General features: G+C 34.4%; 19 protein-coding genes. 4 read left to right on the top strand and 15 right to left on the bottom strand.

Features of this window, described 5'->3' with window-relative positions:
- Positions 1–2: 2 nt before the first annotated feature.
- The 13 genes from Q0940_RS12000 to Q0940_RS11940 all read right to left on the bottom strand — a co-directional run bounded on the left by Q0940_RS12000 (position 3) and on the right by Q0940_RS11940 (position 10,771).
- On the bottom strand, positions 3–2,315 hold the full coding sequence (locus tag Q0940_RS12000; RefSeq protein WP_299268821.1) for a hypothetical protein: 2,313 nt from the start codon (positions 2,313–2,315) through the stop codon (positions 3–5).
- Positions 2,299–2,934 (bottom strand): outer membrane lipoprotein carrier protein LolA, encoded by a 636-nt coding sequence (locus tag Q0940_RS11995; RefSeq protein ID WP_299268818.1) that lies wholly within the window; start codon positions 2,932–2,934, stop codon positions 2,299–2,301. Before Q0940_RS11995 ends, Q0940_RS12000 begins: the two co-directional genes overlap by 17 nt.
- The gene (locus tag Q0940_RS11990; RefSeq protein ID WP_299268815.1) at positions 2,927–3,367 is read right to left on the bottom strand and encodes an acyl-CoA thioesterase; all 441 of its coding nucleotides are present in this window, start codon (positions 3,365–3,367) and stop codon (positions 2,927–2,929) included. Before Q0940_RS11990 ends, Q0940_RS11995 begins: the two co-directional genes overlap by 8 nt.
- Positions 3,360–4,913: an aromatic amino acid ammonia-lyase gene (locus tag Q0940_RS11985; RefSeq protein ID WP_299268812.1), complete on the bottom strand. Its 1,554-nt coding sequence runs from the start codon at positions 4,911–4,913 to the stop codon at positions 3,360–3,362. The genes Q0940_RS11990 and Q0940_RS11985 overlap by 8 nt, the downstream gene beginning before the upstream one ends.
- A gap of 11 nt (positions 4,914–4,924) precedes the next feature.
- Entirely contained in the window at positions 4,925–5,869 is a 945-nt protein-coding gene (locus Q0940_RS11980; RefSeq protein ID WP_299268810.1) for an acyltransferase, read from the bottom strand.
- A 1-nt stretch (position 5,870) separates the two neighbouring features.
- On the bottom strand, positions 5,871–6,617 hold the full coding sequence (locus Q0940_RS11975) for a glycosyltransferase family 2 protein (RefSeq protein ID WP_363323581.1): 747 nt from the start codon (positions 6,615–6,617) through the stop codon (positions 5,871–5,873).
- Positions 6,614–6,955: a thioester dehydrase gene (locus tag Q0940_RS11970; RefSeq protein WP_299268808.1), complete on the bottom strand. Its 342-nt coding sequence runs from the start codon at positions 6,953–6,955 to the stop codon at positions 6,614–6,616. The genes Q0940_RS11975 and Q0940_RS11970 overlap by 4 nt, the downstream gene beginning before the upstream one ends.
- Complete coding sequence (locus Q0940_RS11965) at positions 6,945–8,279, bottom strand: AMP-binding protein (protein WP_299268972.1); 1,335 nt, start codon at positions 8,277–8,279, stop codon at positions 6,945–6,947. The genes Q0940_RS11970 and Q0940_RS11965 overlap by 11 nt, the downstream gene beginning before the upstream one ends.
- A gap of 10 nt (positions 8,280–8,289) precedes the next feature.
- Positions 8,290–8,772: a hypothetical protein gene (locus tag Q0940_RS11960; protein ID WP_299268807.1), complete on the bottom strand. Its 483-nt coding sequence runs from the start codon at positions 8,770–8,772 to the stop codon at positions 8,290–8,292.
- A 66-nt stretch (positions 8,773–8,838) separates the two neighbouring features.
- On the bottom strand, positions 8,839–9,090 hold the full coding sequence (locus Q0940_RS11955; RefSeq protein WP_299268805.1) for an acyl carrier protein: 252 nt from the start codon (positions 9,088–9,090) through the stop codon (positions 8,839–8,841).
- 11 nt (positions 9,091–9,101) lie between these two features.
- Entirely contained in the window at positions 9,102–9,356 is a 255-nt protein-coding gene (locus Q0940_RS11950; protein ID WP_299268803.1) for a phosphopantetheine-binding protein, read from the bottom strand.
- Positions 9,349–10,116 (bottom strand): lysophospholipid acyltransferase family protein, encoded by a 768-nt coding sequence (locus Q0940_RS11945; protein WP_299268801.1) that lies wholly within the window; start codon positions 10,114–10,116, stop codon positions 9,349–9,351. Before Q0940_RS11945 ends, Q0940_RS11950 begins: the two co-directional genes overlap by 8 nt.
- Positions 10,103–10,771 carry a beta-ketoacyl synthase chain length factor gene (locus tag Q0940_RS11940; protein WP_299268799.1) on the bottom strand — a complete coding sequence of 223 codons (669 nt, stop codon included), beginning with the start codon at positions 10,769–10,771 and terminating at the stop codon, positions 10,103–10,105. The genes Q0940_RS11945 and Q0940_RS11940 overlap by 14 nt, the downstream gene beginning before the upstream one ends.
- A 166-nt stretch (positions 10,772–10,937) precedes the next feature.
- Here Q0940_RS11940 and Q0940_RS11935 point away from each other — a divergent pair, with 166 nt between their 5' ends.
- On the top strand, positions 10,938–11,627 hold the full coding sequence (locus tag Q0940_RS11935; protein ID WP_299268797.1) for a 4'-phosphopantetheinyl transferase superfamily protein: 690 nt from the start codon (positions 10,938–10,940) through the stop codon (positions 11,625–11,627).
- 92 nt (positions 11,628–11,719) lie between these two features.
- Here Q0940_RS11935 and tsf read toward each other — a convergent pair whose 3' ends face one another.
- Together tsf and rpsB are read right to left on the bottom strand one after the other, a co-directional pair.
- Entirely contained in the window at positions 11,720–12,571 is an 852-nt protein-coding gene (gene tsf / locus Q0940_RS11930; protein WP_299268795.1) for a translation elongation factor Ts, read from the bottom strand.
- A gap of 125 nt (positions 12,572–12,696) precedes the next feature.
- A complete protein-coding gene (gene rpsB, locus Q0940_RS11925; RefSeq protein WP_105052154.1) occupies positions 12,697–13,416 on the bottom strand; it encodes a 30S ribosomal protein S2 in 720 nt (239 codons plus the stop codon).
- A gap of 328 nt (positions 13,417–13,744) precedes the next feature.
- On the opposite strand from rpsB, the gene map reads away from it, so the two are divergent.
- The 3 genes from map (at position 13,745) to dapD (ending at position 18,117) form a co-directional block, all read left to right on the top strand.
- The gene (gene map / locus Q0940_RS11920) at positions 13,745–14,536 is read left to right on the top strand and encodes a type I methionyl aminopeptidase (RefSeq protein WP_299268789.1); all 792 of its coding nucleotides are present in this window, start codon (positions 13,745–13,747) and stop codon (positions 14,534–14,536) included.
- 93 nt (positions 14,537–14,629) lie between these two features.
- On the top strand, positions 14,630–17,248 hold the full coding sequence (gene glnD / locus Q0940_RS11915; protein WP_299268787.1) for a [protein-PII] uridylyltransferase: 2,619 nt from the start codon (positions 14,630–14,632) through the stop codon (positions 17,246–17,248).
- A 23-nt stretch (positions 17,249–17,271) separates the two neighbouring features.
- Complete coding sequence (gene dapD, locus Q0940_RS11910) at positions 17,272–18,117, top strand: 2,3,4,5-tetrahydropyridine-2,6-dicarboxylate N-succinyltransferase (RefSeq protein ID WP_299268785.1); 846 nt, start codon at positions 17,272–17,274, stop codon at positions 18,115–18,117.
- Positions 18,118–19,277: the final 1,160 nt, after the last annotated feature.

Below are 19,277 nucleotides of genomic sequence, written 5' to 3'. Positions count from 1 at the left end.
TTTTATTCCTTGTTCAAATGACAAATTAATGGAGCTAACAAATAGATAAAACAGATACCTACACAAACAGTTAAACCGAAACTGAAGACTGCAGGAGTAACACTAAAAACTAACATACCAAAGGTAATAATTGTAGATATTGCTGATAAACTAATTGCTAAAACAACTCGTTTACATAATCCTTTCTCTAAATAAAACACAACATAATCAATACCTAAAGTTAATGTTAATAAACTACCAATAATATTAAATACATTTAAATGTTGTTGTATTTGAAAGCTAATTAAAAAAGATAATCCTATCGCAAGCGATAATAAAAAAGTTGAATAGCTGGCCTTTGTTAAACCATATTTCACTACTAAGAAGACCGACATAGTGATCAAAGATACAAATAACATAATTACTAGGTTTTTTCGGTACTCACTTAATTGCTGTGAAACTTCATTTGGTTTATCAAAAAATGTCGCAAATCCAAATTTTTCTAACGTATCTAGCAACGCAACTTTATTTGAAATTCCAGCTAAGCGAACAATTGAATAAAACTGTCCCTCAACTTCTCCCAACCAAAGTGGCTTAATAGTTTTTCCTATTGGAGTTAAGAAAAAATCAACAGGGTGTAAGTAATTTAAATTCAGCATAAACTTAAAATCATCGGAGGTCATAGCAACTGTTGATTTAAAAGCATTATTTATAAATGCATTACTAACTTCTTGTTCATTTTTCTTTTGCTCTATAACAGGCGGCAACCATTGACTAACGGCTTGATAATCAACTAACTCATTTTGAGTTATTAAATTAGTTAATGATTCAGAAAGTTCCCATTCCTGCTCTAATAGCTGTTGCTCTGAAGAACCTTTAATTAAAATAAATTGGCTTTCCCATTGTTGTTGGAAAACAGTTCTAAAATCTTTTTCATCGTTAAGTAATATTTGAGGTGAGCTATTTAACAAACGAATATCGTCATTGAATTTAGGAGCCCCACCAACGAATAATAACAAGCACAACCCAACAATACTGATAACTAAGATCAATTTTGATATTTTACCATTAGCAAATCTCGAACTTAGCTTTTCAGAAAAGCTTAATGCATATTTTGATGGTGATATTTTTATAAATGAAGATAAAGAAGGTAATAACCATAAACTTGTAATTAATGCCCCAGCTAAACCTGCCATCATAAAAACAACTAATTGATCGATTGAACCTAAAGGGCTGAGCAACAACACTGCATAACCTAAAAATGTAGTAAAAAAGCCGGTTATCAATGCTCGTTTAGTTGATGGTGATAATGACGTTTCTTTTGTTTCTTTCTTATTATCATTTTCATCTTTACTACATAAAACATGAAAACAATAATCGGCTGAAATACCTATTAAGCTGACAGCAAATACAAACGTTAATAAATGGACTGAAGTAAATGTGCTAACTAAAGCGACATATCCTGCAACTAGAGATGTAATGACGACGATACTAACGGGTAAAAATGGCTTTACCCCATTAAACACAATCACAACTAATAACACTAATGCAATCAGTGATAATGAGCCAAACCGGCTAATTTCTTTTTTAGCAATACTGCTAGCCGCTGCGGTATGAAATAATATACCTGATTTAATAATATTAAGATTAGAGTATTGTTCATTTACCTTACTCAAAACATCCAAGATAACCGTATTTACTTGTTCAGATGACTCCACTGACCAATTAACTTGATTAGATACTTCACCTGATAATAATAAATATTTTTTTGATTTATGATCTATCCAAACAAAACCGTTAGACCTAGTTATGCTTTTAAATAGTAAAGATTTAGTTCTTAATAAATCAGCTAATAACAACGTACTATCAACTTCAATAGTGTCAGCTAAAAATGGGTTTCCAGGAATAAACAGTTGCTTACTTAAGTGCTCACCAAGTTTTTCATATTGTTTTTCTTTCAGCAGTTTTTTTACTGTACTTGATAAAACATGATACTGATGAGACGCATACAATTGGGAAAACGAAGACAAGTCTAAACTATTGGTATCATCTGGGAATTGGATCACTTCAGCACTTTCAAGCTCGCTCATAATCATTTTTGCAGCTGAAACACTATCGTCTAAACGATTTTCATTCTCTGAAATTAAAAAGAAAACTTTATTTGCTGAATCATCAAATATTGCTTGCTGTACAACTTTCGAATTTTCATCTACTGGCAACAGAGCCAAAAGGTCTGAATCAAAATTTACGTTTTTTTGTCCATACCATCCCATAAATAAAAGGATAAATATAAAACTAACAAAACCATAAAGCCTATGTTTATTTGTCCAATACAAAGTATTCTAATTCCTTTTTAGACAAAGCTGATGTGGGTAAGTTAGTAAACTCAATAGTCGTTTTATTACTATTATTTTCCCACAAAATTATCTGTTCAATTTGATCGCCCACCATCATTCTAAAATTAGAAAAGACTTTCGACATCTCAGAATTAACCGGTAACAACAAAAACTCTTTAGGTTCTTGAATTGACTGATAAATCCTAAACTCGTGTTGAATAAACTGCCAATTTAAATTTAAAACAGCGAATAAAAATTCATTAAAGCTTTGATTATTAGTTACAACGGTTTGCTTAATCGGATTAAAATTTGATTCAATATCATATATGCCATCTTTCGTGATTTTTAAAATCGAATTAAGTGGCTTTTCTGTATACCAAAGTAAACCTAAATCTTTATTCACGACTAACTCACCAGAGGAGATAATCGGTCTTTTTAATGCGGCTAACTTTTTTGTCTGAACAAAACTTGCCCTATGTAGATTGGACATTAATAATTTTGGTAATTGTTGCTCATTTGTTATTGGCTTAAATTGAGATAAGTCTACGCTAGCAATTCCGCTAGCGCTAAACGACAAATAAAAAAGAGGCAACAGGATATATAAGCAAAGTCTAGTCATTAGCGACACCAAGCTTTTCTAGCATCACATTAGGTGTCGAATACAACATTTCCTTGCTTGCAGTAGAAAGTGCAACCTGAACTGTGTAGGCTTTTGTTAATACATTACCTGTTTCAGTATCTGTGATCACATACTCTATTTTTATGCGGTTCTCATATTCAACAATAGTGGCTAAAACTTTAATCTTTTGCGTAAATAAAGCGGATCCTATGTACTTGATCCGCATATCCACGATTGGCCAAATATAGCCCGACTGTTCCATTTGAGCATAATTAAAGTCCAGTGTGTCCATTAGTGCACACCTTGCAACTTCAAGATACTTAACATAGTTACCATGCCAAACAACATGCATAGCATCCACATCATAAAATGGCACATCAATCACAATAGCAGTTTCAAGTGCTTTTGGTTTTTTTGTCGGTACTTCAGCCATTATATAAATCCCAGTACTTAGATTGAATCTTGCTTACAGTTTGTCTTAAATCTGACTCTAAAGCTCTGTCTTCAACAAGTAATTCAAAATCAGTACTAATAATATCTAACATTGATGCAAGGTCTTTACTTAATGTTGCAGCTGATAACTCATTCTGCTCAATACGTAATCTAACCCCTTGGGCTGAAGATAATAATCCAGCAGCAACAACTTGCTCGGTTAAATCTAATACTCTTAGGCAATCTCTTGATGCTATCGTTCCCATGCTCACTTTATCTTGATTGTGACATTCAGTAGAACGAGAAAATACACTGGCCGGCATAGTATGTTTCAATGCTTCTGCAGTCCAAGCTGACGTACCAATTTGTACCGCTTTAAATCCGTGATTAATATAACGACGCTCGCCTTTAGCCGCAGATAAATTTGCCGGTAAGCCATTATTGAATTTAGTATCCATTAATAGTGCCATTTGACGATCAACTAAATCAGCTAAGTTAGCGATACAGTTTTTTAAGGTATCCATAGCTAACGCGATATGACCACCATAAAAGTGACCACCATGTAATACATGCTCACCAACACCATCAATAATTGGATTATCGTTTGCACTGTTTAATTCGTTCTCAATCATGCTTCGTAACCAAGGCATACTATCTTGAAGAGCGCCTATAATATGTGGTGCACATCTAACCGAATATCTATCTTGTAAACGTTTTGAATTTCGTGGATGCTCATGGTGATTCAAATCGTTTCGGATCCAACTTGCAACTTCTTGTTGTCCTGGGTGAGGTTTAACACTAAACAAAATATCATCAAAATGATTAGAGTTTCCTTTAAGCGCTAAACTAGTAAAAGCAGTAATTCGGCTACACAATTTAATTAAATATTCAGCTCGGCTGTATGCAAGACAGGCCATTGCTGTCATAACAGCTGTACCATTCATCATAGCCAAGCCTTCTTTAGGCCTTAATACCAAAGGAGACATATTCTCTAGCTTTATTGCTTGTTCGGCACTAACAACATCACCTTTATAATAAACATCTCGCTCACCTATCATACAAGCAGCAACATAAGATAAAGGCGTTAGGTCGCCACTTGCCCCAACAGAACCCTCTTGAGGGATCACTGGTAAAATATCTTTATTGATAAATCCAGTAAGTTGATTCAATAACGGCCAGCTAACACCAGAATAGCCCTGTCCCAAAGAACAAAGACGAGTAGCTAAAATAGCTTTTGATTGTTGTTCCGAAAACGGAGCTCCCATACCACAACCATGAAAACGGGTAAGGTGTAATGGTAATTCAGTTGCCATAGATACAGGCACATCTACCGTACAAGAGTCACCATAACCAGTTGTTACACCATAAATAACACCATCTTCATCAAGTAAATCATCTAAAAACGTTACAGCTGAATCTATTCTTAATTTAAAATCATCTGAAGTTGACAATGCAACATTTGCTTCAGATTTTGAAATAGCTACTATATCTTCTATTGATATTCTATCGTCACCAAAAACAACTTCTTTTATATTGTTAGAACTCACAAATTTCTCCATTACTTAATTAACTTTTCCTTGGAATCTTCCAGCCAAAAGTCATAAAAATTAAACCACTGCAAAGGATATTGACCACAATAATATTCAAGTCGTTTTGCATACTCTGTTATTGCACCATCCAATAACTCTTTTCTATCTTTTCTAGGATATTTTAATGTTTGAGCAAAAGGCTCAAAAATGATCTTAAATTTAGAATCATCTTTTAAACAAAATAATAATAAAACCGGGCAATCTAACAACCCAGCTAAAACAAATGGACCTTCACCAAAAGGTGCAGGATGACCAATAAAGTTAACGTAATGCACACGGCCAAAATTACTGATTGATGTTCTATCACCAACAATAACCACCATCTCACCTAACTCAATTCGTTCTTTAAGTATAATGGCAAGGTCGACACCAAATTCTGTGACTTGAATTAAATCAACATCGACAGTTGGATCTAAATTTTTTAAAAGTTGATTTATTTTGTTCGCGTGAGGAGTTGATACCAAAACATTAATGCGTTTATTTCTACGTCTACGGCCTATGGTTCGACAAATTTCTAAGGTCCCTAGGTGAGAGCCAAATAAAATACACCCCTGCCCTTTGTTATATAACTCATCTAAATGTTCTTGACCTTCAAAGACCAAATCGTCTAAATCGATATGGTTAATTAACACATCAATTTTATCTAAAATAGAATAACCAAATTGCATAAAGTGTTTAAAGCCACCCCAGAAACTCGGTGTAACATTTACCCCGTTAGCTTTTGATTTGGTTAGATAATCGATTGATGCTTTACGTGCAACTTTACCAGAAAGGTAGAAATAAAAAATAATTGGCACTAAGAGTAACTTGCATAACCAACGACCTAAATAGCGGTAAACAAATGCTAATAATTTTATTCCTAATGAGCTGCCTCGTTCTTCAGTTGCAGACCAATGACGTTGTTTTTCATCCATTCTAATTTTTTCTCCATTTGTTTAAAATTAAATAAGGAAAAATCAATAACATCTTAAAAAACAACCTAGTATGTAGCCAAGAGATTAATATATTGTCATTCAACGCATTAAAATGTGATAACCCGTCTTCTGGGTAAATCACTTTAGTTGCTATAAACTTCATCTCAACATTACGCCAGAATAATCGCACCATTATATCGGTATCAAAATCCATTCCTGTACCAATTTTCACATCATTAATTAGCTTCACACTAGCTTCAACTGGATAAACTCTAAAACCACACATACTATCAATAACTTTAAACGATAGTGTCTCAACCCAAACCCAAAAATGCGTTATATATCGGCCATACAAGCGACTCTTAGGAACGGAATCATCATAAATAGGGCGCCCACTGACGAGTGCTTTTGGAAAATCGTTTGAGCATTTTATTAGCTTTTTAATATCTAATAAATTATGTTGCCCATCTGCATCAACTTGAATTCCATGTGTGCAACCAATCTCACGGGCTTTGACTAAACCATTAATTACCGCAGCCCCTTTGCCTTGGTTCTTTTCGTGGGTGATCATAGATACGCAACTAAAATGCTTTATTACTTGATTGAGCACATCTTTAGTTTGCTGATCACTACCATCATCAATAATAATAATAGGTATATCAAAACCACTTAACTCTTGTATGGTCTCTTCTATTTTTAAGTGATGGTTATAATTCGGTATTATGAAACAATATCCAGACAAATTCATTTTAAAATAACCCGCCCGAATGCATGTTTCCCTTTATTTGAAATATATGAAAATTTAAATTTCTTCTCTGATACTTTAATTAGTTCCAGAATAACATTATCTTCAGGCTGTATGATCACCTGAAACTTTAACACCTCAACTCGGTCAAATATAAAACTATCAAAAGGTAAATATTCCTTAGCAAATTTTATAGCCCAGTCAAGTTGGACGACACCGGCTAGGATTGGGGAGCCATTAAAATGCCCTGAAAAATATTCCAAATCTTTAGGTATAAACAATGCTAATTTACAACCATTTTCTTCTTCCATAACTTCAGTTATCGTTGGATTAATTACCATGATTAAACATCTCTTCTACTTCTGACTTAATGAGTTTTCCTTGCGCATTGTAAGGTAGAGTATCTACATAGCGCCATTTTTTAGGTAATGTCACTCTTTCAAACGTTTGAGTTAAATGACTTTTCAACTGATTGTTAATGGCTAACTTACCATCTAAAGCTAATTTTTCTTGTCCTAACTCAGACAATTCAACAGCTGCCACAACTTGCACCCTAGTATTTTGTAATAGTGTTACAAAAACATTTTTAACAAAAGTATGAGCTGAGAGTTGTTGTTCCATTTCGTCTAATGACAAACGTTTTTCTTCTATTTTAACAATTCGATCAATTCGGCCGAGTAAATTAAATTTACCATTTTCATCTAAATCAATACGGTCATCGCATAGATACCAACTATCAACATCTTGCAAATAATTTGATTTGATCTTTAATTGTTGGCTTTTAGTATCGTAACTTACTTTAACAGTAGAAAATGGCTGCCATTGAGTGCAATGAGGTTCAGCTTGTTGTCGCCATCCTATCCCACCAGTTTCTGAGCTACCAAATACTTCTACAATATTTACGCTTAACTCATGATTCAAGGCAACGGCTTTATCCGTGGGCAAATTACCTCCCGATGAAAAAATCAAGCCTAATGAATCATTCAAATCAGCTAAAACGTTGTTTCCAACAAGACGAGTAAAGTGTGCAGGACTGCCCACGATGCAAATGGACCGATTAAACTCTAGAGCTTTTGCCACTAGATGTTCTGGGTATTCAAATTGTTCTACAACCAAATCTCTATGACTTAAAACAGGCCACATTAATCTAAATAACAAACCATAAATATGTTGATGAGAAACAAAAGACAAAGTGATTTGCTCATCTACTTCCTCGCCCCAAAGTTGTTGCAATTCATTTATTTCATTTAATAATTGCCAAACATGCTTAACGATTAATTTAGGTTGACCTGATGAACCAGACGTAAAAATTGTCACTTGCTGTTGCTTATTAATTGCAAATTCAGCGGACTCATTCTCAGTAATAATTAAATTCATGGAACTATCGAATATATCGCTACTGTTTGCATCAACCAATTTTTCTAATTGTTTAATAGTTTCTGGTTGTTGATTTGGTGGTAAAAAAACATTCTTCCCAGCCACTAACATTGCAAAAAACTGAAGTGAAAATTGATAACTATCTATATCAAATAGCAGCCAATTTTCCGCATCCGATTTCCGATATTTGGCCGCGAGGTGGTTAACTTTTTTACACCAGTCACTATAAGATATAAATCCAACAGAAGAATGCATACCAGCAGTTTGAGAGGCTCTATAAATATACATAGACACATTATCAACCACGAGATTTAACTCTCAACCGAACTAGCCATTCAACAGCCATTAAACATCCCATCAATATATAAGAAACTAATCCATTATATAACGTCCATATTTCCATTGAACTGTACATTGCGGTATAAAACGCACAACACGCATTCAATATGAAAAATATGCACCAAACAATCGTTACCTTACGAGTATATTCAACGCCAGATGGCGGCAAATCAGGCTCCGTAAGACGAGCAATTCGTTCCACCATTGTTGGAGGGCTATATAATGAATAAGAGAACATTGCCAACATAGACAAACTAATGACCACTGGATAAAATTTTAATCCAATAACATCATTAGATATAATCGCATACAGTATTGGAATAAATCCTAGCAACGCTAATACAAAATAACTAACACTACGCATCCCCATAAAGACACGAGCAACTAACAAAACTGTAAATACTAATCCAGCAAACCTAACACCTACCTCTTTCAACCCCATAAATATAAAAAGTGGGTAGCAAGCAATAAGTATAAAAATCAGTATTTTAAACAGGTTTGAATTCATTTAGTTAGCAGATACTAATGCGTAGACTTCATCAACAACATTTTGAACAGTTCTTACTTGTTTAAATATTTCAGGCTCAATTTTTTGACCCGTGATATCACGTAACTTAACAACCAGATCAACTGCATCTATGCTATCTAAGTCCAATTCTTCATATAAGTTTGCTTCTAACGTAATTTCATCAGCATCAATTTCAAAATCATCAACTAAAATTGTTTTTAGTGCCGTGAATACTTCTTCTTTACTTTTCATGAATAAACTTCCTATGATTGACTTGTTATAAATTCAGCTAACGCATTTATTGAAGCAAAATGACGTTTTGTATCTTCTGAGTTTGCATCTAGCTTAATGCCATATTCTTTCTTGATAGCGAGTCCTAATTCAAGGGCATCAATTGAATCTAATCCTAAGCCGTCAACAAAAAGAGGCTCATCATCTATGATTTCACTAACACTGACATCTTCAAGATCTAGAACATCAATAATTAGTTTTTTTAATTCTACTTTTATCTCACTCATTGTACTGCAGTTTCCTTTTAAAATAGCTTTCAACATCAGCTGTTACCTGTCGAATAGCTAATGGTAAATTGGGTTCATCAAAATAGCTTGATAAGTCGATTTCTTCATTGGTTTTCAGAACAAAATCAAATTTTCTCTCTGGTGTACTGAACCATTTATCTTCTTTTGATAATGTACTTGGCGAAACCGAAATTTCTAATGGTAAGAAATGGGCTCGACATCTAATTGCTATGTTAGCAGCCCCCCTTTTAAAGGTGATATCTCTTCCCTTTTCACTTCGGGTTCCTTCTGGGAATATAATTATATTATTGCCACTATCCAAGGATGATTTACATGCAGCAATCAATAGTTCAGGGTCTGAATTACTAATATAACCTGTCGCGTCAAACACCCCTTTTAACAATCTATTTTTAAATAATTCATTTTTTACAATGCAATCAGCATTTTTTATGCTAGCTATTAACACTACAACATCAATCAATGATGGATGATTAGCAATAATAACCTTTCCTTTAATATCATTAAAATCCTTAACACCTAGCGTATCAACTTTTAAGACACCTAGAGAACTCATTAACTTTATAAACATCCGAAAAGAATAATGCACTGTTAATTGGGCCGTTCTTTTACGTTTATTTTTACTCACAAATATACGTTGTAATGGGAATACCAAAAACGATAGAAAAAACGAGCCAAATGCAAAAGTAGAAAAACAAAAAATAGTTGCAAATTGTCGCCAAATTTTATTAATTTTTATCATTAGTTTTATTCCACTTCCATTTATTAGAAATTTCAATCTCAGTATCATCACTAATTAAGTAATTAAAAAATTGGATAGCTTGGGGTAATACTTTTTCAGGGGTGAGTTTAGGATCACTTATTACACCAGATGTATCTATAGGCGTTAACTGCAAAGGAACCCCTTCTATACGAGATAATAATATAGCTAAACTATGTGATACTTGAAGTTCATCTTCAAATTGACTGTAATTTTCTGGTAATTCAGTATCGGTATGAACAACTAGAACTTCTTCATTTTCAAGCAGTAGAGCATAAGCTTCTATAAGCGCATAATGAAAACTATTAATACCTCCGGCAATAACACTTGAAGCCGCTTTATTATTCGTTAAAATACCAAACTGACCACTCACAGCATTATGTACAGAAAGACTAAATTGGGTAGGTGAAAGCGCTTCCTCACCTGCTACAACTTTCAGCAGTTGATTCGTTTTATGTAAATCGCCATGTCTGGATGAAAAAACGGACACACAATCACTTTCAATAGTGATGTCTAAGGCCGTTGATAATGCTAATTGACTAAACGTACTTAAACGTCTTTTCTTCATTCTAGGAATAACTGATAATGAAGGTATATCTTTTATATCTAAAGAATTTACAATATGAGTGTTAGTCATATTACAACAATTAAACTTAGTTAAATTTGAAGTTTCAACAAACGACCAATTTTTTATTCTCAATTCCATTTGGCCTCAAATAACCAATACTACTTATTCTTTATTTTATTATTAATTAGTAATAAGAACAAGATATTATTTTAATCCAACAGAGGGGGTGTAGTACATGAATGAATTATATACAATAAAATTCAACAAAAAAAAATACTTTTATTATTTTCAAGAACTTACAAAAAACCTATCGACTCGAGAATTAAAAACACTATCCAATAAAAAAAGAAAAAGCTCTAAAATTCAATTTATATTAAGTCGTATTTTAATAAAAAAAATAGCATTTCCAGATGTTAAAATGAATGATATTAATGTTAAATTTTGTTCACAAAACCAAGCATTAATCGTGGAATATAAACAAAAAAAATCTAAGTATTTATATTTTATATCTCATAGCAAAGAATGTATTTGTATTTTTGCAAATGAAAAAGGAAGGATTGGTATAGATGTAGAATTTGAAGATCCTAAACGAACGGTTTTACAAAATACTGCAACACTCTTTCACGAAAATGAAAAAAACGTTGAACTAATATCAAGTTTTTACACATTATGGACATTAAAAGAGTCTTATGCGAAATATACAATTTCGAATTATTTAGACATTTTAAAAGTTGATATTATAAATCAATTAAAACTTGATGATTTAAGTCACTTTAGTCTCACTATTTACAATGATTATAAGCTTTCAGTTATTTATAATCCGAACAACAATGGCAACATTAAAAATATAGCTAAGAATACAATTGAAAGTAGAGTATTAAATATTGAAGGGTTACAGCTCAACTACCAAGAAATAAAAGTTTAATAAACGTTTGTCACATTTGATTTGGCTAAAAACCCAATAAAAAAAACCGCACATGAGTGCGGTTTTTTGTATGAGTTAATTTCTAAAAGAAATTATGCGCCTTTAGCAGCAGCAATTTGAGCTTCTACTTCAGCTGCGAAATCTTCAGATTTCTTCTCGATACCTTCACCAACTTCTAAACGAACAAATGAAGTTACTGTAGCGCCTTTTTCTTTAAGGATATCGCCAACAGTTTTCTTAGGTTCCATGATGAACGCTTGACCAGTAAGAGAAACCTCACCAGTAAATTTCTTCATGCGACCAATAACCATTTTTTCAGCGATTTCAGCAGGCTTGCCTTCATTCATCGCGATTTCGATTTGGATTTGTTTTTCTTTCTCAACAACTTCAGCTGGAACGTCGCTTGGGTTAACAAACTCAGGCTTGCTTGCAGCTACGTGCATAGCAATGTGCTTAAGCGTTTCAGCGTCTGCTTCACCAGCTACAACAACACCAATCTTGTCACCATGACGGTATGATGCTAGTGCACTACCTTCAATGTATTGAAGACGACGAACATTGATGTTTTCACCAATTTTTGTAACTAAAGTTACACGAGCTTCTTCGAATTCAGCTTGAAGAGCTTCAATAGTCGTTGTAGATGCAATAGCAGCGTCAGCAACAGAATTAGCAAATGCTAAGAAGTTTTTATCTTTAGCAACGAAGTCTGTTTGACAGTTGATTTCAACTAGCGCAGCAACACCATTATTTTCTTTAATAATGATTGTTCCTTCAGCAGCAATGTTACCTGCTTTTTTGGCAGCTTTAGCTTGACCATTTTTACGCATGTTTTCAATTGCTAACTCGATGTCACCATCAGTTTCAGTTAACGCTTTCTTACAATCCATCATGCCCGCGCCAGTGCGTTCACGTAGTTCTTTAACTAATGCAGCAGTTACTGCCATAAGGGTATCCTCACATTGTTGTTACCGCACTTATCAAGTGCACTAACCTATTAATTTGGAAAATAGGGTCAAATTAATGACCCTATACATTGTCTTTATAAATCACGAATGATTTAAGACAATTATTATGCTTCTACAAAATCTTCAGCTTGAACTTCAAGATTGTTATTACGACCTTCTTTAATCGTATTAGCAACTGATGAAGTATAAAGTTGAATTGCACGAATCGCATCGTCGTTACCTGGAACAACATAATCAATGTTGTCTGGGTTAGAGTTAGTATCAACAACAGCAATAACTGGGATACCCAAGTTATTTGCTTCAGCAATAGTGATGTGCTCATTATCTGCATCGATCAAGAAGATCGCGTCAGGTAACCCGCCCATGTTTTTGATACCACCTAAGCTTTTTTCAAGCTTAATCATTTCACGAGTACGCATTAAAGCTTCTTTTTTAGTAAGCTTTTCAAACGTGCCGTCGTCAGACTGTGATTCTAAGTCTTTAAGACGTTTGATTGATTGACGAACTGTTTTCCAGTTAGTCAACATACCACCTAACCAGCGATGGTTAACGTAGTATTGATCACAAGAGATAGCTGCTTCCTTGATAGCTTCGCTTGCCGCACGCTTAGTGCCAACAAATAAGATCTTACCTTTACGAGCTGCAACAGTCTTAATAAAATCCAACGCTTCGTTGAACATTGGAACTGTTTTCTCTAAGTTAATGATATGAACTTTGTTACGTGGGCCGAAAATGAAAGGTTTCATTTTAGGGTTCCAATAACGAGTTTGGTGACCGAAGTGTACGCCAGCTTGTAGCATGTCACGCATTGATACGTTTGCCATTTTAATTTCCTCTAATGGGGTTAGGCCTCCATATATCCCATTCCTATCCGACTTTGGCGTTTTACAACGCTTCAGCACCCCGGGGAATGTGTCGATATATGTGTGTTATTTAATTTAAATTAATGTGCTATTTATTACGCTAATAACTTAGCTTACTTACTTTTTTAAAAATGATTTAAGTAAAAACTTAAAAAACCTTTGTAAAAATAAGGCGCGCTTTATACCATAAGAGACTTAGCAAACACAACTAATTGCCAATAAAATCGTTCATTTTTTAACATTTTAGGCTTTTTCCCTAAAAGTTGTGTCGAAACAGAGAGAAATATTTATGTCAGCAATAATTAAGACACCTGAACTAATTGAAAAAATGCGCATCGCCGGAAAGTTGGCTGCAGAAGTATTAGAAATGATTGGTGAGCATGTAAAAGTCGGGGTTACTACCGATGAATTAAACACCCTTTGTCATAATTACATTGTTGACGTTCAAGGTTGTATTCCAGCCCCATTAAATTATGGTTACCCGCCTTTTCCAAAATCGGTTTGTACGTCAGTCAATCACGTTATTTGTCATGGTATCCCCGATGATAAACCGTTAAAAAATGGTGACTCAGTCAATATTGATGTTACCGTTATCAAAGATGGCGTTCATGGTGATACATCAAAAATGTTTTTTGTTGGCGAACCAAACATCCAAGCTAAACGTCTTGCTAAAGTGACACAAGAGTGCCTTTATAAAGCCATTAAAATTGTAAAGCCAGGTTGTCGTCTAGGTGACATTGGTGAAATCATACAAAAACACGCAGAAGCGGCATCCTATTCTGTTGTTCGTGATTTTTGTGGACATGGTATTGGCGAAGGTTTCCATGAAGAACCGCAAATTGTTCATTACGGCAAAGCGGGCACTGGCGAAGAATTAAAAGCTGGTATGTGCTTTACTATTGAACCTATGATCAACGCTGGAACTTATCGTTTAAAAGTATTGAAAGATCAATGGACTGCCGTAACTAAAGATAGAAAGTTATCAGCTCAGTATGAGCATACTTTGTTAGTAACTGAAAATGGTGTTGAGGTATTAACATTACGTAATGATGAAGATTTCCCTCGAGTGATTTCACATTAATAAATGAGCCAGTAACCACTGGTGTAAAAAGTAAAAAATCAATTCAAACTATCTATTAATCAAAGCTATCTATTGTTTAACAAAGAGAAAAAGATGATATTTGAAATACCAGCACCATTATTAACGTCACTACCAACACCTTTTAATTTGTTGGAGTACAAAGAACGTATTAAGCAGTTTTCTGATTGGAGTGAACAAAACTTCAATTCAATTCCTGTTCGTTACTTGGTTAGAGCTCGTGCTGAATTTGTTGATTTTATCTTACAAAATGTTTGGATTTACTCAGGTCTAGATCAAGACAATAATCTAAGCTTAGTTGCGGTTGGTGGTTACGGACGCAAAGAGTTACATCCTCAGTCGGACGTTGATTTACTATTACTTTCAAAAAAATCAATATCATCCAGTTCAACTGAAAAAATTAGTTTATTTATTACCACCTTGTGGGATTTGAAATTTGATGTTGGCCACTCGGTTCGCACCATAAAAGAAACATTAAGTATCGCCAAAGAAGATATTACGATAGCGACTAACTTAATGGAGCGACGCCCATTAGCTGGTAATAATGATATTTTTAAAGTTTTATGTGATGAGCTAACAAATTCAAAATTTATCAGCTCAAAAGAATTTTACTTAGCAAAACGTGATGAACAAAGAGAAAGGCATAATCGATATCACTCAACCTCTTACAATTTGGAACCTAATTTAAAGGCTAATCCCGGTTGTTTGCGAGATTTACAAACTATTTCTTGGGTTGCTAAAAAACATTTTGATACTCAAAGTGTGGCCGAGTTAGTGAAACATGGTTATTTACAACCAGATGAATATCAAGAAATGAATGAGTGCCAAGATTATTTATGGCAAATGCGATTTGCGTTACATGTGGTCGCAAAGCGCAGCGAAAACCGTTTGTTATTTGATTATCAACCAGAAGTTGCCGAAATGATGGGTTTTGGTGATGACGGCAAAGCCGCTGTTGAACGCATGATGAAACGTTTTTTCCGTGTTGCTAGGCGAGTTGTCGAGCTAAACACTATGTTATTACAAGTATTTAACTCCGCCATACTCGGTATTACACGAGAAGTGACCGATATTGATGACGATTTTGCGATTCATGGACGTTCTTTGTTAGCGAAACACGATGATGTATTTTTTAACCGCGCCAATATGATCAAAATGTTCACACACATTGCGGATCATGACGAAATTGAAAAGTTACATTCTTCCACTATTCGATTATTGCGCCAAGTTCGACGTCGCTTAATGGGCGACTTGCAAGATTTAGCTTATTGCCGAGAAGCGTTTCTTGAATTTTTACGTCACCCAAACTCAATGGGAAAAGCATTTACACTAATGCTTCGTCACAGTGTATTGGCCTATTACATGCCTAATTGGCGTCATATCGTTGGACAAATGCAGTTTGATTTATTCCACGCGTATACCGTTGATGAACATACTCATCGATTGATCCAAAACCTGCATAGATTCACAATTCCAGAATTCAAATCTGAGTTTCCACTTTGCAGCGGCATTATGAAACGCTTAGATAAACCAGAATTACTTTATATCGCAGGTATATTCCACGACATTGGTAAAGGACGCGGCGGAGATCACTCAAAATTAGGTGCTATTGATGCAACTAGTTTTGGCGAATTACACAAACTACCTAAATCTGACACTAAGATCATCAGCTGGCTAGTGGATAATCATTTATTAATGTCTGTAACCGCTCAAAAAAGTGATATTTATAATCCAGACGTCATAGCCCGGTTTGCTAAAATTGTGAAAGACGAGACCCGATTAGATTTGCTTTATTGCTTAACGGTTGCTGATGTAAGAGCTACCAATACTAATCTTTGGAATGATTGGAAAAGCACCTTGTTAGCTGATCTTTACCTTGTAACTCAACGTGCATTGCGTCAGGGGTTAGAAAATGTCAAAGATATGCGAGAAACAGCAAAAGCTAATAAAGAACAAGCTCTACTGCTATTAGAAAAGAACGGTTACCCTGCAGGTTCAATTCAGAAAATATGGAAGCAAGTGAGGACTTTGTATTTTGCCCGCCATGCTCCAAAACATATCGAATGGCACACTGAGAAATTATTAGCTCACTCAAATCGCTCCAAACGACCTTTAGTTTTGATCAGCGAAACTGCCGTACGTGGTGGCACCCAAGTATTTGTCTATGCTAAAGATCAGCCTGGTTTATTCGCAGATATAGTAACTACTTTTGACACTAAAAATGCTAACGTAGTTGATGCGCATATACTTAATACCAAAGACGGTTATGTCATTGATACGTTTATTATTTTAGAACAAGATGGTTCTTTGATTTCAACGGCAGAACGTAGAGAAAATATAAGAGTATTAGTTGAAAACGTGATCTTAACGGGTAAATGCAGTTCCACATTTTCAAAACGTATTCCAAGACAAATTAAGCAGTTTAAAATTCCAGTCACTGTAAACTTCAAAGAAGATTCAAATAAATACAGTAACATGATGGAATTAACGGCACTGGATACACCGGGAGTTTTAGCTAAGATCTCAAAAGTATTTAAACAGAACAATATCATGCTGTACTCTGCTAAAATATCCACTATAGGTGAAAAAGCAGAAGATATTTTTAGAGTATCTACAATAGAAAGAACTAAATTAAATGATGAACAAAAAGCATCATTAGTTGAAGCGTTAAAACAAGAATTAGAATTAGATTAAACAATAATATATTTAGGAAAGTCATGACTGAGTTACAAAACCTAGCCTCTTTACAAGAGATCATTGAACAAGCATTTGAAAATCGTGATGCTATCACACCAACAACGGTTACTGCAGAAGTTAAATCATCTGTAGAGCAAGCGTTAGAATTATTAGATTGTGGTAAAGCACGTGTTGCTGAAAAAATTGCTGGTGAATGGGTTGTTCATCAATGGTTGAAAAAGGCAGTTTTATTATCATTCCGTATTCGTGACAACGAAGTTATGGATGGTGGCGAAACTAAATTTTACGATAAAGTTGATAATAAATTTGCGTCATACACTGAAGCAGACTTTAAACAAGGTGGAATGCGCGTTGTTCCTCCTGCGGCTGCACGTAAAGGTTCTTATGTTGGTAAGAATGTAGTTCTTATGCCTTCTTACACAAACATAGGTGCTTATGTTGATGATGGCACTATGGTTGATACATGGGCCACTGTTGGGTCTTGTGCTCAAATTGGTAAGAATGTACATTTATCTGGTGGTGTTGGCATAGGTGGCGTTTTAGAGCCTCTACAAGCTAATCCAACGATTATTGAAGATAATTGTTTTATTGGTGCTCGTTCAGAAGTTGTTGAAGGTGTAATTGTTGAAGAAGGCGCTGTACTTTCTATGGGTGTATATATCAGTCAGTCTACTCGTATCTTTGACCGTGAAACTGGTGAAATAACTTATGGTAGGGTTCCTGCTGGTGCGGTTGTTGTACCGGGTTCATTGCCATCAAAAGATGGTAGCCATTCTCTTTACGCTGCAATTATTGTTAAGAAAGTTGATGCACAAACTCGTGCAAAAGTTGGTGTTAACGCACTATTACGTAGCATTGACGAATAGCTGTAAGCTGTAAGCTGTAAGCTGTAAGCTGTAAGCTGTAAGCTGTAAGCTGTAAGCTGTAAGCAGCATAATATAGGTGCATTTAATTAATGCGCCTTTTTTTTGTCTTAATTTTACACTCGTTACTCATGCTCCATTATTAAGTACCTTACATAGATTAATTTAATTCACCCATCGAATGAATTCCTATCATTTGTTAGTTGAGATTAGATACTTTACTCTAATCTCAATTCGTTGCTCCTCAAGCTCGAATTAACCCTGTTGATTGATATTGTTTAATGTCTTGTTGTGGACGTTAAATGCTTAAAATCTTTTGGGCATCCAATTTGGATGCCCTTTTTTTTGCCTAAAATTTAACATTCCATCACCTACCTTTTTATAAAAAAAATTTAATGATAAAAATGTTAAGTCCTTAAATATTTTTATTGAAGTACTTGAGAGAAATCACAAAGTCATGCGTGAGATAAATTAATTTATTAAATGAATTCCTATCGTTTGCCACTGATATTTAAGTGTTTTATTCTAAACCCAGTTCGCAGCCCCTCAAGCTCGAACTACCCTGTTGATTGATTTTATTTAATATCTTGTTGTGGATATTATATATAGTAATATTTTGGGCATCCAATTTGGATGCCCTTTTTTTATTTATACCAATTACAACTTCTCATCTAATTTTTATCACGAACGTTAATATAAACCGTTATACAAAAAGCACATATTTAAAACATAGAATTAATATTTATTGGCTTGTTAATGGCTGCTAATTTTTTAACAAGCACTAAAATCATCACTTTTCATAAGTTAAATAAATTAATTCATTAGGTGAATTCCTATCGTTTGTTACTGGTTTTTAGATGCATTACTCTAATCCCAGTTCGTTGCTCCTCAAGCTCGAATCAACCCTGTTGATTGATTTTATTTAATATCTTGTTGTGGATATTAAATACTTAAAGTCTTTTGGGCATCCAATTTGGATGCCCTTTTTTTTGCCTAAAATTTAACATCTGAACTCAGCTCATAAATAAGTGAGTTAATTAAATTAATTCATAAGATTAATTCCTATCGTTTGCCACTGATATTTAGGTACTTTATTCTAAATTCAGTTCGTTGCTCCTCAAGCTCGAATTAACCCTGTTGATTGATTTTATTAAATATCTTGT

The organism is uncultured Psychrosphaera sp., assembly GCF_947500655.1.
Taxonomy (GTDB): Bacteria; Pseudomonadota; Gammaproteobacteria; order Enterobacterales; family Alteromonadaceae; genus Psychrosphaera.
Note: the sequence above shows the minus strand (reverse complement) of the source record. Positions and strands in the feature narration are given on the sequence as shown.

Bases quoted from the DNA above. Each gene is read 5' to 3' on its own strand.
- Q0940_RS11950 (WP_299268803.1), bottom strand. From the start codon at position 9,356: ATGAGTGAGATAAAAGTAGAATTAAAAAAACTAATTATTGATGTTCTA.
- Q0940_RS11960 (WP_299268807.1), bottom strand. From the start codon at position 8,772: ATGGGGTTGAAAGAGGTAGGTGTTAGGTTTGCTGGATTAGTATTTACA.
- map (WP_299268789.1), top strand. From the start codon at position 13,745: ATGTCAGCAATAATTAAGACACCTGAACTAATTGAAAAAATGCGCATC.
- Q0940_RS11965 (WP_299268972.1), bottom strand. From the start codon at position 8,279: ATGTATATTTATAGAGCCTCTCAAACTGCTGGTATGCATTCTTCTGTT.
- glnD (WP_299268787.1), top strand. From the start codon at position 14,630: ATGATATTTGAAATACCAGCACCATTATTAACGTCACTACCAACACCT.
- Q0940_RS11990 (WP_299268815.1), bottom strand. From the start codon at position 3,367: ATGGCTGAAGTACCGACAAAAAAACCAAAAGCACTTGAAACTGCTATT.
- Q0940_RS11940 (WP_299268799.1), bottom strand. From the start codon at position 10,771: ATGACTAACACTCATATTGTAAATTCTTTAGATATAAAAGATATACCT.
- Q0940_RS11955 (WP_299268805.1), bottom strand. From the start codon at position 9,090: ATGAAAAGTAAAGAAGAAGTATTCACGGCACTAAAAACAATTTTAGTT.
- Q0940_RS11980 (WP_299268810.1), bottom strand. From the start codon at position 5,869: ATGGATGAAAAACAACGTCATTGGTCTGCAACTGAAGAACGAGGCAGC.
- dapD (WP_299268785.1), top strand. From the start codon at position 17,272: ATGACTGAGTTACAAAACCTAGCCTCTTTACAAGAGATCATTGAACAA.
- Q0940_RS11935 (WP_299268797.1), top strand. From the start codon at position 10,938: ATGAATGAATTATATACAATAAAATTCAACAAAAAAAAATACTTTTAT.
- Q0940_RS11995 (WP_299268818.1), bottom strand. From the start codon at position 2,934: ATGACTAGACTTTGCTTATATATCCTGTTGCCTCTTTTTTATTTGTCG.
- tsf (WP_299268795.1), bottom strand. From the start codon at position 12,571: ATGGCAGTAACTGCTGCATTAGTTAAAGAACTACGTGAACGCACTGGC.
- Q0940_RS11970 (WP_299268808.1), bottom strand. From the start codon at position 6,955: ATGGTAATTAATCCAACGATAACTGAAGTTATGGAAGAAGAAAATGGT.
- Q0940_RS11945 (WP_299268801.1), bottom strand. From the start codon at position 10,116: ATGATAAAAATTAATAAAATTTGGCGACAATTTGCAACTATTTTTTGT.
- rpsB (WP_105052154.1), bottom strand. From the start codon at position 13,416: ATGGCAAACGTATCAATGCGTGACATGCTACAAGCTGGCGTACACTTC.
- Q0940_RS11975 (WP_363323581.1), bottom strand. From the start codon at position 6,617: ATGAATTTGTCTGGATATTGTTTCATAATACCGAATTATAACCATCAC.